14 protein-coding genes and 1 riboswitch are annotated in these 14,513 nt (G+C 41.9%); of the genes, 2 read left to right on the top strand and 12 right to left on the bottom strand.

Annotation, left to right across the window (positions count from 1 at the left end; all coding sequences use genetic code 11):
* Positions 1-44 precede the first annotated feature (44 nt).
* The 5 genes from AC3AQ9_RS02940 to AC3AQ9_RS02920 all read right to left on the bottom strand — a co-directional run bounded on the left by AC3AQ9_RS02940 (position 45) and on the right by AC3AQ9_RS02920 (position 4,113).
* Positions 45-323 carry an ArsR/SmtB family transcription factor gene (locus AC3AQ9_RS02940; protein WP_488305955.1) on the bottom strand — a complete coding sequence of 93 codons (279 nt, stop codon included), beginning with the start codon at positions 321-323 and terminating at the stop codon, positions 45-47.
* Between the two features lie 483 nt (positions 324-806).
* Positions 807-1,280, bottom strand: a complete 474-nt coding sequence (locus AC3AQ9_RS02935) for a GNAT family N-acetyltransferase (protein ID WP_488305954.1) — start codon at positions 1,278-1,280, stop codon at positions 807-809.
* A 53-nt stretch (positions 1,281-1,333) separates the two neighbouring features.
* Complete coding sequence (locus tag AC3AQ9_RS02930; protein WP_488306811.1) at positions 1,334-1,741, bottom strand: GNAT family N-acetyltransferase; 408 nt, start codon at positions 1,739-1,741, stop codon at positions 1,334-1,336.
* Between the two features lie 241 nt (positions 1,742-1,982).
* Complete coding sequence (locus AC3AQ9_RS02925) at positions 1,983-2,732, bottom strand: class I SAM-dependent methyltransferase (protein ID WP_488305953.1); 750 nt, start codon at positions 2,730-2,732, stop codon at positions 1,983-1,985.
* A 649-nt stretch (positions 2,733-3,381) separates the two neighbouring features.
* On the bottom strand, positions 3,382-4,113 hold the full coding sequence (locus tag AC3AQ9_RS02920; protein ID WP_488305952.1) for a glucose 1-dehydrogenase: 732 nt from the start codon (positions 4,111-4,113) through the stop codon (positions 3,382-3,384).
* Between the two features lie 162 nt (positions 4,114-4,275).
* On the opposite strand from AC3AQ9_RS02920, the gene AC3AQ9_RS02915 reads away from it, so the two are divergent.
* Complete coding sequence (locus tag AC3AQ9_RS02915) at positions 4,276-4,866, top strand: TetR/AcrR family transcriptional regulator (protein ID WP_488305951.1); 591 nt, start codon at positions 4,276-4,278, stop codon at positions 4,864-4,866.
* Between the two features lie 322 nt (positions 4,867-5,188).
* Here the strand turns inward: AC3AQ9_RS02915 and AC3AQ9_RS02910 are convergent, their stop codons facing one another.
* From AC3AQ9_RS02910 to AC3AQ9_RS02890, 5 genes are all read right to left on the bottom strand, one after another.
* A complete protein-coding gene (locus AC3AQ9_RS02910; protein WP_488305950.1) occupies positions 5,189-6,271 on the bottom strand; it encodes an iron-containing alcohol dehydrogenase family protein in 1,083 nt (360 codons plus the stop codon).
* A gap of 15 nt (positions 6,272-6,286) precedes the next feature.
* The gene (locus AC3AQ9_RS02905) at positions 6,287-7,105 is read right to left on the bottom strand and encodes a MetQ/NlpA family ABC transporter substrate-binding protein (protein WP_488305949.1); all 819 of its coding nucleotides are present in this window, start codon (positions 7,103-7,105) and stop codon (positions 6,287-6,289) included.
* 19 nt (positions 7,106-7,124) lie between these two features.
* Positions 7,125-7,796: a methionine ABC transporter permease gene (locus AC3AQ9_RS02900; protein WP_488305948.1), complete on the bottom strand. Its 672-nt coding sequence runs from the start codon at positions 7,794-7,796 to the stop codon at positions 7,125-7,127.
* Complete coding sequence (locus AC3AQ9_RS02895) at positions 7,786-8,799, bottom strand: methionine ABC transporter ATP-binding protein (protein WP_488305947.1); 1,014 nt, start codon at positions 8,797-8,799, stop codon at positions 7,786-7,788. The genes AC3AQ9_RS02900 and AC3AQ9_RS02895 overlap by 11 nt, the downstream gene beginning before the upstream one ends.
* 67 nt (positions 8,800-8,866) lie before the next feature.
* Positions 8,867-8,975, bottom strand: a riboswitch (SAM riboswitch).
* Positions 8,976-9,077: 102 nt separating this feature from the next.
* Positions 9,078-10,088 (bottom strand): tetratricopeptide repeat protein, encoded by a 1,011-nt coding sequence (locus tag AC3AQ9_RS02890; protein WP_488305946.1) that lies wholly within the window; start codon positions 10,086-10,088, stop codon positions 9,078-9,080.
* Between the two features lie 645 nt (positions 10,089-10,733).
* On the opposite strand from AC3AQ9_RS02890, the gene AC3AQ9_RS02885 reads away from it, so the two are divergent.
* Positions 10,734-11,468 (top strand): Bax inhibitor-1/YccA family protein, encoded by a 735-nt coding sequence (locus tag AC3AQ9_RS02885; RefSeq protein ID WP_488305945.1) that lies wholly within the window; start codon positions 10,734-10,736, stop codon positions 11,466-11,468.
* A gap of 249 nt (positions 11,469-11,717) precedes the next feature.
* Here AC3AQ9_RS02885 and AC3AQ9_RS02880 read toward each other — a convergent pair whose 3' ends face one another.
* The gene (locus AC3AQ9_RS02880) at positions 11,718-12,680 is read right to left on the bottom strand and encodes a PfkB family carbohydrate kinase (RefSeq protein WP_488305944.1); all 963 of its coding nucleotides are present in this window, start codon (positions 12,678-12,680) and stop codon (positions 11,718-11,720) included.
* A 239-nt stretch (positions 12,681-12,919) separates the two neighbouring features.
* Positions 12,920-14,374 (bottom strand): glycoside hydrolase family 32 protein, encoded by a 1,455-nt coding sequence (locus AC3AQ9_RS02875; protein WP_488305943.1) that lies wholly within the window; start codon positions 14,372-14,374, stop codon positions 12,920-12,922.
* Positions 14,375-14,513: the final 139 nt, after the last annotated feature.

The following is a 14,513-nucleotide window of genomic DNA, read 5'->3' as shown; positions in this document are numbered from 1 at the left end:
AACGTCGAAATACCAGATAAACTTAACCAGCTAAAAAATATAGACTAAAAAACTTTCTTTTGAATTAAGGTTGGTGCGTATTTCTCTAATATATCCCGATGAACACTATAGTAACGATAAGTGCCTTCTTTTCTTACAGAGACCAACCCGGCATCAATCAATATTTTCAAATGATGGGTTAAGGTGGAGTTGGAATTGATTTCGAGTTCATCGGACATATCCATACAAGCCATATGTCTTTCAGAAGACAATATTTTTACAATTTGTAAACGAGTAGGCTCACCAAGTGCTTTATAAATTTTTACCAGCATTTCGTCGTTCATGTTCGCTCCTCCTTGCCAAGCTTATTTCGATGTCTATGGAAATAAGCGTATAGTTTCATCACATCTTTGTCAACAAAACAAGTTTACATGATTTTTATCCACTATGCTTTAAATTGTCGTTTCATAATTTATCCTGATTTAGAATAAGAGCTAAAGGCAATTCTTCAACAAGCTTCCTTTCGTTTAAGTACTTTCCTTCATTGTGATAAAGCTAAGAGAACTTCTTCAATTTTTGGATCAAATTTCATCGTCGTTATTTCTTTCCCCCTTCGTAGAAGTATACCCTATTGATCAAATAACAATTATAATTTAAACTACCGGTAGTCAAACGTATTATAGAAGTGACCAGTAGGAAGTGAGACTTTAGTTTTCACAGCATTTAAAAAACCAGTAACCTTAAAAAAGGAACTGGTTTTTAGAAATATAAACTCTTTTATAAAAGCTTCCGATGATCTGATCATATGTAAACTAGTGTTGAAAGCACTAATTTTCTTTAGTCATAATAATAAAATCAGAAATAGGATTACCGAATACAGACTTTTTCTTGAAACCAAGTTTCTCATATAACCGTATAGCTCTTGCATTAAAAGTCGCGACAGTTAATCGGATAGGTAAAACATTATTTTTTTCTTGAACATATGAAATTATAAAATTACCAAACTCTAAACCATTACCTTGACCTACCAAATCTGGTTTCATTCCTAATCCAATATCAATGAACTCGCCTTCATAAACCCCGTCTTTGATTCCACTGGGCACTTGAGCAGATTTTCCAATACAACAAAAACCGATCAACTCTTCGTTTTTATCTACAATCGCAGAATATGAACCATCCAGCCCTTCAATTACTTCTTCCGCTGTAAGTTCGTTATTATAAAAATCATAGGGTTTTTCATATTTCCACTCAAGAATACATTCTGCTAAATTTTTAGTCATACTTTTGGCAGATAAGTCCATATATAAAACTTCCTTTCTTTTTTAAAAAAAGAATACTTAGTTCAGCAGAGCAGTTACATTTTTAAAAATTCAAACCTGCTGCCATTAGTAGCCTGTATAAAAGTTTCAACTTCTTTAAAACCAACTTTTTTATAGACTTTTATCGCTCTTTGATTAAAAGGGGCTACCGATAAGGTAATTTCTTTCGGATGATATTTTGATTTAGCGAATTCTAGTCCATCTTTTAAGAATTCTAAACCGTTTCCATTTCCAGTTAAATTTGGTTTCAAGCCTAATCCTATATCAAGGGTATCCTTCGCAAGTAGATTAAAACTATAAAAACCCACAACCTCCTCATTTTTAATGACTACATAATAAGATTCCTTTCGTTTTTCTGAATCAAGAAATTCCTGCAAATCTTCCTGATCCGCATCCATATCGTAAAAAGAATACTCATCGTTATAATGCCAGTTAGTTGCGATTTCTTCTGCCTGTTCTTACGTCATTGCTTGAAACGTGTAATCTATTATTCTTCCCCTCTTCACTCGAATTCTTTAATAATCTGAAATTTACTTATACAAAGTTTACCATAAATACCATTTAGGAATTTTTCACGAGTAAAAAGAAAAATTAAATAAAAACCATTCGTAAAAGTACACTTATATTGAAAAGAAACCATCTTAGAATAGATGGTTTCGCTTGTTTTATATTTTTAGGAAGACATTATTTTTTCGCCACAATCAAAAATCGTTTCGAATTTGTACAAATTCCTTTTTCGGTCCGATTGTTTTCAATAAAAGTATTTAAATGAGAGAAATCCTCTTGTTCTTCCCCAAAGTTCGGAATGATCGGCGTGTGCTGCAGCAAGAAGATTAAATCTTCGGGTCTTTGATAATATTCCATAATGTTGTATTCATAAGTTTGTACACTAGAAAACCCGTATTTTTTTAGTTCATGCACGTATCTTTCTTTAGAAGTGCCATCAACTTCCTCAAAGGATTGTCCTCGTTCAAATGTAGTTTTGATATTCAGTTTATCAGCTTCACTCACTTGCTGGGTTAAGAACGTGCCTCCTGCTTTTAATACGTTGGCCACTTCGCCTGCATTGAATGGCGCATGACGACTCGCTACAATGTCAAAGAACCCTTCAGGAAATGTTAATTTTTCTGAAGACATATGAAAAAATTTCACATTCGGTATACTAGATTTTTCTATGTTTTCTTTTGCTGTTTTAATCATTCCATGCGATAAATCAATGCCAACCGTCAAAAGCATCGAAGAAGCGATCGTTAAGACATTTTCTCCCCCACCTGTCCCAATATCCAAAAGAACATCCGTTTTTTGAGATCTTTTTTTCACTTCATCATAAAAATCCCATTCCGGAACATCACTTAAGACTTGTAATTGGCTGAAGTCCCATCCGTTTAAATTTCCAACATTCTCATAAAATTTTCTGTATTCGGTCTCATTCATTAATAGCTCCACCTTTCAAATGTAAAAATGCTCATCGATTTCGTTCCAAGTCTAGCTTCTCTGCTGAAATAGGCGCACTACCCCCTTTACAGCTGGTACGCGTTTTTTCCAGCCCGAGAACTAATTACTTCGAACATTTGGATAAAACATTCCATTCACCTCATTTGAAAAATAAAGTAAGTATATTCTAAATATAGTAAATTGTATATCTCATTTCTGCTCGCTTATAATAAGCGTTCGTAAAAGTACGCTTTTACGAACCAAAGGGAGAGAAGAGCTGTTTTTCAGCATCCTCTCTCCCTCTTTTTTATTCAAGCTTCTTCTGATAAGTCATCATATGTTAACTAAAACATAACAATAATAACTGAGCAAAAGGTATATTGCCCTCTGCTTAGTTAATATAGATAAAGGAAAAAGACCAAAAAAGCCAGAATAGCCATGCTCCTTGGAAAGCGAGATTCAATGGCACTAAACATCAGGCAAATGCCGTATTATTCCTGTGTTCCGATTTGGCAAAACAGATCAATAGTGTCATTTCACCAGTTGATGGAGGACTCGTAGCAGGTAAATTGCAGAAATAAGAAAAGCTATCCCAACAGGTTATTTTTATGACCTGTTGGGATAGCTCTGTTTAACTTCATCTTGTGTGTTATTGGGCTCCCGATCCTCCGTCAATGACGAACTCGGCTCCAGTTGAATAACTGGATTCATCTGAAGCGAGGTAGACGACCATATTCGTCACTTCTTCGGGTTCGCCTGCACGACGCAGCGGGAAACTTGCTTCGATTTCGGGTGTGAGAAGCCCCTCTGTCATCGGCGTTTTGATATAGCCGGGATGTACCGAGTTGACGCGGATGCCGTATTGTCCAAGTTCCAAAGCAGCTGCTTTTGTCATTCCGCGCACAGCGAATTTGGAAGCCGTGTAAGCAATTTTTTGTGGAGCGCCAATGATGCCAGCCAACGACGAAATATTGACGATTGAGCCCCCACCATTTTTCCGCATGGAAGTTGTTGCATGTTTCATGCCCAGGAAGACCGAAAGTTGGTTGACATCGATGACTTTTTGATAAGAAGCGACATCCACTTTTTCGATTTCTTCGGCCGGCAAGTCGATCCCCGCGTTATTGACCAATACATCCAATGGACCGAATGTGTCTTCAGTGTGCTGGATGACTTCTTTCCAATCCTGTTCGTTGGCTACATCCTGTTTGAAGAAGCTAACGTTTTCGCTGAATTGACTTTCCAGTTGTTTGCCGGCTTCTTCGGAAATATCCGTGAATACCACTTTCGCTCCTTCAGCTGCCAATCTGCGTACGCCTGTTTCTCCCATACCGCGAGCGCCGCCAGTAATCAAAATAACTTTTCCTTCTAATCTTGACATATTAATTCCTCCTCATAATGGTTAAGCTTTCAAAATTCTGAAAGTGTTTTAACTTTGCCCTTATCCCTCAGTCTAATATAATGACAGAAAGGCTCAACCAACAAATCAGCAAGAATTTGTTGGTTTGCGCTAAAGGCCAAGAAAGTGCAGGTGAATGGTTGAATGCAAAGCCGACGTATTAGTGCAAAGTCGAAAATCCGAAAAGCGCTGGTTACTTTGATGCTCCAAAAGCCATTTGAAACAATCACCATATCGGATATCACGCATCAGGCGCGTGTGAATCGCAGTACTTACTATTATCACTATTATAAGAAAGAAGAAATTCTCGAGGAAGTGGTTAAAAGATCAGCTCATGATTTAATTGCTTCGATGAAATCTCCTTACGAGAGCGGTTCTGAATTCCAGATTAACGATTCAGTTTTACCATCCACTCTGACACTGTTTGAACATGTCCATCAATACCGATACTATTATCAAGCACTGCTGACGAATGAAAACAGTTTAAATTTCCAAAACGAATTCATCAAAATTCTTAAAGGATTTTTGGAAAATGCAACTGCAAATCTTTTTAAAGAGAACGATGATTCTTTAATCGATCAAAATATTTACACCAGCTACCAGGCTTATGCCGTGCTCGGGATGATCAAGCACTGGATTAAAGATGAGTTTCAACAGTCCCCCCAATATATGGCGGAGCAACTGACAAAAATCCTTTACATGAGAATGGACAAATTCCACTTTAATTTCACTTGAACATCGCGCCCCCAAAGAAACAACTACAAATCTATAAAGTGATTTTTCCTTATTTGAAGCAGCAGTGCAAATTTTGAATTTACACTGCTGCTTTTTTACACCTATCGCTGAATGATTAAAACCGTTCGTAAAAGTACACATTTACGAACGCTACTAAACTCTCTAGAAAACCACAAAAAAGAACGTTCGTAAAGGTCCTAAAACACTTTACGAACGTTCACAATTTTATATAGACATTTAAGAACAGTATAAACCAGATCTTCGCACTGGCAATTTAAACTAAAAAGTTCAATTTTAAATCTGCTACATTATTAAACCGTGTTTAATATGCGGTGACAATCCCTTCAATTTCCTTCATCACTGCAGCAACTTCATCTGCACGAATCGGTTCTTTCCTCAACACATGGATCGTTTCACCTTCTCGCGTCGACTGTACCGCGATTTCTTCAATCCACCGTCTCGGAATCCCGACTTCTTCCAGTGAAGCGGGCAAGCCGATTGTTTGATAGAATTCTTTTAGCCGCTCCACTTCATCCGTTTTCCCTTCGAGCAGCAATTGCACCAATACGCCATATGCCACTTTGTCGCCATGCAGCGCCTGATGGGATTCAGGTGCGATGGTCATAGCATTGTGAATGGCATGGGCCCCCGCCACACGGCCGTATTTGTCTCCGAAGCCGCCGACCATGCCACCCAGCATAATGATGGTTTCGGCCACTTTAATGAATGCATCTGATAATTTTCTTTGTTTGGCGTCAGCAATGGCCGATTCTGCATTCTGGAACATTTCGTCGGCACATAATTTGGCGGTGTAGTGAGCGATTTTCAAAGCGATTGGCGGGTCTTCAAAACGGCTGATCTGAACATCCGCTTCGTACCATTTCGCAACGGTGTCGCCGATGCCAGCGACGAGCATCGGAACCGGTGCGCCGATTAATACCCTCGGTTCGACCAGCAGCAAATCGACACTTCCCGGAAAGATGGTGTAATGGGTCATCGTCCCTTCATCCGTATAGATGACGCTTAAAGGAGTCCACGGCGCACAGTTCGATGCCAGTGTCGGAATCAGCACCGATTTAATGCTATTTTCATGGGCGACGGCTTTTGCGATGTCGAGCACTTTGCCGCCGCCCGCTCCGATAATGGCATCGGCTCCTAATGCTTTCGCAATTCCGGAAACGCGGTTGATTTCAGTCAGCGAACACTGTCCTTGGTAAATTTCATATGCCACTTCCACTTTGTCGAGTTCCGGAAAGAACGGGCGCAAAGCTTCCCAGGACTTGGTACCAGTCAAAATCAAGACCTTCTTGATATTTCTTGCCAGCAATTTTTCTTCGAGCCCGCTGAGGACATGGGTATTGCAGACATATTCAGCCGGCGCTCCTTTTACGATAATGTCATCCACAACAATCTCCCTTTCTTAGCGGTTTGCCATCCATTCCGGCTTGCCGAATCCTTCAAAATCTGAATCGATCAATGCTTCGAATTCAGGTGATTCCACGATTTCCACCAAGTCTTTTGAAAGCTGGGTGTCTTTGTTTTCCGTTTTAACCGCTACCAAGTTGCGGTACTGGTCCGGCATATTTTCAAGCACCAATGCATCAAGCAGGTTCATGTCAGCGGCCAATGCAAAGTTCCCTGGAACGGCTGCCAAGTCTGAGCTTTCAACAGCACGCGGCAGTCCGCCTGCCTCGATCGGCTGGAACACCAGATTTTTTGTGTTGGTTTGGATGTCTTTTTCAGAAACGGTCAGCTCTTCGGCATCCGGGTCCAACGTGATCAAGTCATGATCCTGCAATACTAGGAACGTCCGGGCAGCATTGACCGGATCATTCGGAATGGCAATGGTCGCTCCGTCTGTAATTTCTTCAATCGAATCGAATTTATTCGAATAAATACCCATTGGAGCTGTCGGCACTGTAATCAGGCCAGTCAAATCCATGCCGTTTTCTTTCGAGAAGTTTTCCAAGTAAATCGAGTGCTGGAACAAGTTGGCGTCCAAGTCGCCGTTGTCCAAAGCGTTATTCGGCTGGATGTAATCGCTGAATTCAACGATTTCCACGGTGTAGCCTTTTTCTTCAAGGGCTGGTTTGAATGCCTGGTTCAGCATATCGCTGTACGGTCCGGCTGTACCGCCCAGTTTGATGGATTTGCTGTCGGCGCTGGATTCTTCCCCGCCGCATGCAGCAAGCAATGTCAATAATACGAGTAGGATAGCTGGCAATAAGAATTTTTTCATGTAAGTTTCTCTCCCTTTTTTATCGTTTGTCTATTGCTTTGGACGTCCAGTCTCCCAGTTGCTGAAGGATTTGGACGAGCACAATTAAAATGACTACGGTGACGATCATGATTGTGTTGTCGTAGCGGTAATAGCCGAAACGGATCGCCAAGTCGCCGATGCCGCCCCCGCCGACCACTCCCGCCATTGCGGAATAGGCGACGAGTGAAATGATGGTGATGGTGATCCCTTGGACAATGCCGGCTTTCGCTTCCGGCAGCAGCACATCTTTGATGATCATCCACGGTGTGGCACCGACAGCCACTGCAGCTTCGATGACGCCTTTATCGATTTCGCGCAGCGACGTTTCGACGATGCGGGCGAAAAACGGAATCGCTGCAACCGACAAGGACACGCTTGCCGCTGCTGGCCCGATGGTGGAATCCACCAATAGTTTCGTCAGTGGAATCAAAGCGACGAGCAAAATGATAAACGGAATCGACCGGATCATATTGACGATGAAGCCTAATACGGATTTGATGAACCGGTTTTGCAAAAACAGCCCTTTGTCTGTGACAAACAAAACAATGCCGAGCGGCAAGCCGATGACAATGGCAATGGCGAGTGACACACCGATCATATATAATGTCTCGCCGAACGCTTTTGAGATGTCCGGCCATAATTCCATCATATGCTGAAAATCAAATCCCATTTAAAATCACCTCCACATTGGCTCCCCGGCCCTCCATATAAGTGATGGCCCGGTGGATATTATCCGGTCTTCCCTGGATTTCCATCAAAAACAGCCCGAGCGGCTTTTCTTGTATGTATTCGATTGAGCCATGCAGGAAATTCCCTTTGACATCAAAATGCTGGACCGTGTCGGTGATGATGCCTTCTCCGGCGACTGCCCCTTTAAACTGCACTTTGATGACGCGGCCGGTGCATGCTGCAAGAATCGGCAGCGGCACATCGAACGATACGACGGATGAGATAAATTCCTTCGTCAGTTCGGCTTTCGGATCGGAGAACAGCTCGTAGACTTCGCCTTCTTCAATGACTCGGCCTTCCTGCATAACCGCCATGCGGTCGCAAATTTCCTTCACCACGTTCATCTCATGCGTGATTAATACGATGGTAATGTTCAGCTCCCGGTTGATCTTTTTCAACAGCCGCAAAATGGAAAGCGTTGTATTCGGGTCAAGGGCGGACGTCGCTTCATCGCATAACAGCACGGAAGGATTATTCGCAAGGGCCCGGGCAATGCCGACACGCTGCTTCTGGCCGCCGCTCAATTGCGCTGGATAAACATCTTTCTTGTCGGTCAGGCCCACCATCTCAAGCAGTTCATCGACGCGTTTCGCGATTGCTTCTTTCGGCAATTTGGCCGCTTTTAACGCAAAGGCGATATTTTCAGCCACCGTTTTTTGGCTGATCAAGTAGAAATGCTGAAAGATCATTCCGATCTTCAACCTTGCCTGCCGCAGCTTTTTACCTTTCAGCTTGGTCAAATCAACGCCATCGACATGGATTTCGCCGCTTGTCGGGCGTTCCAGCAAGTTCATACAGCGCAGCAAGGAGCTTTTCCCGGCCCCAGAGTAACCGACAATCCCGAATACCTCGCCTTCGTTGATGGTCAGCGTGACGTTATCGACGCCGGTAACCGTCCCTTTTTTCGTTTGATAGTCTTTTGAAAGATTCGTGATGCTTATCATGGTGTCCCTCCTTTTTTTGCCAATAAAAAATGCCTCTTTCATTTAGAAAGAGGCACCGAATGGATTTGGCTTATCTCTCAGAATGAAATCATTCTGCAGGAATTAGCACCTTCTCAGATCGCTCTGTAGGTTGCTGGACGTCATCGGGCCTGTCCCTCGGTCTCTCTTGATAATGTTCCATATGCAATTGTTTTTAACATGTTTCTAATAGTATTAAAGATTTTGAAAACTGTCAAACCTTTTTTAAAAATAATCTAATAATAATATCAATTTGAATCTTAAAGAGACATTTCTTCGTCTACCCGGTCGATCACTACGAACGGCGAAGAGCCGTCAAAATAAAACCCTTGTTTCCCGGTCTTTGACACTTGAATCGCAGCTGGAATTTCCATTTCAGCCATGATCCGCTTCACTTCCGAAACTATTAACAAAAACGTTTCTTCCGGAACGCCTGTGATAACATGGGTAAACAGGAAATAGTCTTTCAATGACCACGGAGTCGCCGCTTCGCCGCGCCGCGTTTTCACCAGCAGGTAGCGCAGCACATTGGCATGGATACGAGACAGCTGTTCCGTGATGCCGTTATAAGTCAGCGTAGCACCGAATTTATTGAATTTAAGCGAGATGACATCTTTCATCTGTTGTTCATTACTTTCTTCTTCCGAGCATAGCACCGCACCGAACGGGGTTACGATCCGATAAGCATGGCTCATGAGCATGCCGTCATTATAGCAAAGCTGCGTCGACAACGATGTATTGCTGGAACGATCCACCATATTGCAAGACGGAACCTCTCCTTGGATAGCTGTATGAAGAGCGCTGTTCGTCACATACAGCACGGCTCGGCTGATTTGTTCAGCATTCAGCAAAAATCGATCATCGGTATAATAAGTCTGGCTGCTCAATGCCTGCTGGAGATACATGACCGCTTCGCTATGGATACCTGAACGGTAAGCTAAAAAGCCGAGACGGTATGCCGCAATCGGATTTTGGGGATCGTAAGAAAGAACTTGTTTCAGAACATTTTCCGTATCCTCATAGATGGTTTGATGGCCAGTGTACGAGTGCATGCCGTAGCGCAATAAATAAGACACTAGTTTTTTCTTGATGAAGGTATAATAAGTGCGATAATCTTCATCCTCTAGCACGAGTCTTTCTAATTGGCTGTGCATGGCATCGTATACTTCTATCTTGGAATAACTTAAACTGCCAAGCCTGGTTTCCCCAACGCTCAGCAGTTCTTGCTCCAATTCTTCTAGTTCTTCTAAACTGATCCCCTGAAAGCGCATGGTGTTCCTCCCGAATAAATACTAAACAACTTAATTCTTTATTATATTTCATGCATATTGGACATGATTTTGATTTTAAGGAAAATAAAATAAGATAAAATTTACATTTACACTAAACTTGCATCGTTTTTCATGATACCAATGCTTGAAAAGATACACAATAGGGCAAATGATTATTTTATTGTAAAAGAATTATTAAAGCGTTTTTTTAAAGAGGTATTTGTATCTATGCATTGCCAGTTATTCAAATCTTTATCCTGTTCGAATCATCATTCGCCTGGCCGCTGTTCATTGCCAAACTGCTTCTTCTTACTGTAATTTATTAGGTAAAGGAGAGAAAAATCATTCCAGAGAACGGTTTTACTTTCCTTACAGGTGAAAATACTTTCCTTCCGATCTCGTTTACTTTCCTTCCGATCGAGAATACTTTCCGCACCGCATTATTTTCTCCAAACCATGTCCCGTTTCCACGTAAAAGCAAAAAAATATGCGCTTCATCATGATTCATTGAAACTTTCCGCTCGCCTAAACGTAGTACAAGATGAAGCATTTTCAAAGAATTGAACTTATATTTAACCGATTTTGTCCCTTAGAATGTAGAGGAGATAATTGAAGCTGCTTTAACTAATAAAAGAGGTGAGACAATTGAGAAGTGGAAACCCGAGTTTAAATGATGAGTCGTTCAAAAAATTCGACGGAGCTGTAGCAGGCAAGCAAATGACCATCCAAGGCACTGTAAATAAGACCTTAATCCTAATGCTTTTATTGCTGGCTACGTCCGTCTATTCCTGGAATCAGTTCCTCAGCAATCCAAATAGCGCAATGCCGCTAATCCTGGTGGGAGCCATCGGCGGACTGATTGTAGCTTTAATCACGATTTTTGTACCGAAAGTGTCGCCTTTCACAGCACCTCTCTATGCTTTATTGGAAGGGTTGTTTCTTGGCGCGGTATCTGCGCAGTACGAAGTCCAATACGGCGGCATCGTCTTCCAGGCGGTCCTTCTGACAATCGGTGTGCTGCTGAGTTTACTGCTCGCTTATAAATCCGGGTTCATCAAAGTGACGCAGAATTTCAGATTGGGCGTCGTCGCTGCTACAGGTGCGATTTTCATCGTCTACCTGATTTCATTCATCGGCAGTTTTTTCGGTTTTCAAATTCCTTACCTGCATGATGCATCGCCGATAGGCATTGCAATTTCTGTTGTCATTGTCATTATCGCCGCTCTTAATCTGGTGCTGGACTTTGATTTTATTGAAAATGCATCCGAAAGACGTGTCCCGAAATACTTTGAATGGTACGGCGCTTTCGGTCTGCTGGTGACATTGGTTTGGCTGTATCTTGAAATTCTTCGCTTACTGTCGAAATTGCGCAATCGCTGATCAGGAAAACGTCCTTCGGGGCGTTTTTTTTTTGCCGATTAAAATATCCTCACCGTAGCAGAAATCCCTAAAAATATTCCTCACTCGAATGTCTTCAACTTATCCTTAACTATTAATTGTTCCCGAAGGCAGCTTGTTTTCCAGATAAAAATACAAAAACCGCAATCCGAATCATTGCGGTTTTTCAGGGCGATATTGAATTTAAGTTCACACAATTTTCTTGCACAATCCCATTCCGCTTCCGGCTGTTCATGTTCTTCCATCAATCAATTTATTCACTGCGTGAAAGTCAGGAATGGCAGGAATCGCACCTTTTTTAGTTGTTCCCAAAGCCGCAGCCGCGTTAGCGAATAAAATCATTTTTTCAAGGTCTTCTGCTTGGACTAAATCCCAAGGGGCCTCTTTCTCAATAAATTGATACAGAAAAGCTCCCAAAAACAGGTCTCCTGCTCCCGTGGTATCGATGGCATTTACGTGGAATCCGCTTACGTGTCCGGTCTCTGTGCCGAATCGATAAAAACAGCCTTTTGAACCTAATGTGATTAAGGCAATTTTCAGTCCGAATCTCTCAAACAAAAATTTGGACCCTTCTTCAAGACCCCGAATGTCCGTTATAAATTCCAGCTCTTCATCAGAGATTTTTAGTATATCCGCATACTGCATCCCTTCAATGATTGTTTCTTTTGCATGGCTTAAACTATCCCAAAGTGCCGGCCGCAGGTTAGGATCATAAGAAATCAAAACATCTTTTTCTTGTGCCGCTTTTACCGCCTTCAATGTTGCCGTTTTTGCCGGTTCATGCGTCATCGAAAGAGAACCAAAATGAAAAACCTTTGCATTTTGAACCAGTGCAAGATCGACTTCCTGTTCATCCAGCATGATATCGGCTCCAGGAGAACGGTAAAAATGAAAAGAGCGATCGCCGTCATCCTTTAAATGGACAAACGCCAATGTCGTATTTACATCTTTTGAATAAATTAAGCCTTGTGTATCGATTTTTCCTTTTTTTAGCGTTTCTCCTAAAAAAGAGCCGAATTGGTCATCCCCCACTTTTCCTATAAAGGCGGTCCTCGCATTGAATTTGGCCAACGTTGCGAGAACATTAGCAGGTGCTCCGCCAGGGTTCGTTTCAAACAAGGTATTTCCATTTGCAGATTTTCCGGCTGGTGTAAAATCAATCAAGAGTTCACCAAGAGCGACGACGTCAAACATATTAAACTCCCCCTTTTATGTAAGCTGCCTAAAAGTTTAGTGGAACAAATAATGAAAACTGAAACGAGCTGAACAAGCCCCTTTAGGCAGACACGGCTTCCGCTCTTTCTTCTGGGTCTTATAAAAAATATGGAGCAAAGCCATCGGCCGAAGCAACTTTGGCCAATAGCTCTGCACCTAGTTTGAAAAATGTCGATAATGCAATAGCGTTAATCTTTGCACCTTTATCTTGGAATGATTCAAAGCTCTTTCGGATTCCGCAAATTCCACTTTTCAAGAGTTACATCCACATGCCCATCTGCTGTAAGGAGAACATCTATATCATGTGCTTCGGCAAAAAATCGCGCCGTAAACACTTCTTCCCCTCCATTGACAAATAATTCAATAGAGCTTGTGTCCAGGAAGATATGAAGGTCCTCAAGCTTGTCCAACGAACAGCTTCGGCTTTCAACTTTGCCATCGATGAACCGCTTTCTCTCTAACGTCAACAGCTTCAAGTGTGGTACATACACGATTGACAGATTCTTACGGATCTCTATTTTCACTGTATCGGCAAGATTTTGGTGGAAGTGGATTTTGATTTCACTTACTGTACCGGCCAGTTCTGGCAAAGTCTTTGTTTCATTTTCGATGCTTGTATGGCAATGGAATTTTTTAGGTTCTCGCAACTTTTGGAGTTCTTGCACCGGCTTTTGAATAATCCGGTTATTTCTCAGCTCTATTTCCCGAGGAATCGTCAATGCATGGACCCAGCCTTTTTCAATTGTTGGTTGATGGGGTTCCTGTTCATCTGTTATTCCCATCCATCCCAGCATGATCCTTCTCCCATGGTCATCTTGAAATGTTTGCGGGGCATAGAAATCAAACCCCCGATCAAGTTCAATAAATTCACTGTGCGGAAATTCAGTTGTTCCGACTTTCCATTTCCCGATAAAATATCCTGACTGAAACACATTGTGGAAAAAGGTTTCTTTCGCTTCCAGCCCCTGAGGTGAAACAATCAAGATATCTTTTCCATCAAGTTCAAAAAAATCCGGACACTCCCACATATAGCCGAAGTTCATCAATCCATTTAGACGATTTCCAGCTAAAGTCCCTTTGAGTTCCCATATATTCAAATCTGTTGAAGCGAAAAGCACAACGGCCCCTTCTTGATAAAATGTTTGTGCACCCACAACCATGTACCACATATCGTCTTTTTTCCATACTTTCGGGTCTCTGAAATGGGACGTGTAACCTTCTGGCAACAAAATCACAGGGCCTTTTTTCTCGAAATCAAAACCGTTATGGGAAACGGCAATACATTGATAGGTTTCACGCAATCCATTTTCATGCTCGACGTTTCCAGTGTAAAATAACACCATATCTCCATCAACTTCAACAGCACTTCCTGAAAAGCAACCATCCTTTTCATACCATTCACTTGGAACAAGGGAAGGCTTGTGCTCTTGCCAATAAACGAGATCTTGGGATGTGGAATGGCCCCAACATTTAGGCCCATGTATTGTTCCAAACGGATGCCATTGAAAGAATACATGATAAGCGCCTTTATAACGGATGAGTCCATTTGGGTCATTCAACAAACCCACCGCGGGCATTAAGTGGAATTGCAGCCGGTGCGGATCAGCGTTGTTGTTTTTTTGATAAGTCTCTAATGTATGAGTCAACCTTTCAAACCAGTCTATTGTATTCATGACAAACTCCCATTTTTTAGTGTTTTTTTAATTAGCTTTCCCCTAAGCCACTAAGCGTTGGTACCCACGGAGTTTACATTCCCAGCTTCTATCTTTAAAATCCCCCAAAGCAATCTGGACAAGTAAATGCTGCTATCTT

This window comes from Planococcus sp. VCh962 (genome assembly GCF_057748275.1).
This window is presented reverse-complemented; position numbering and strand designations above follow the sequence as displayed.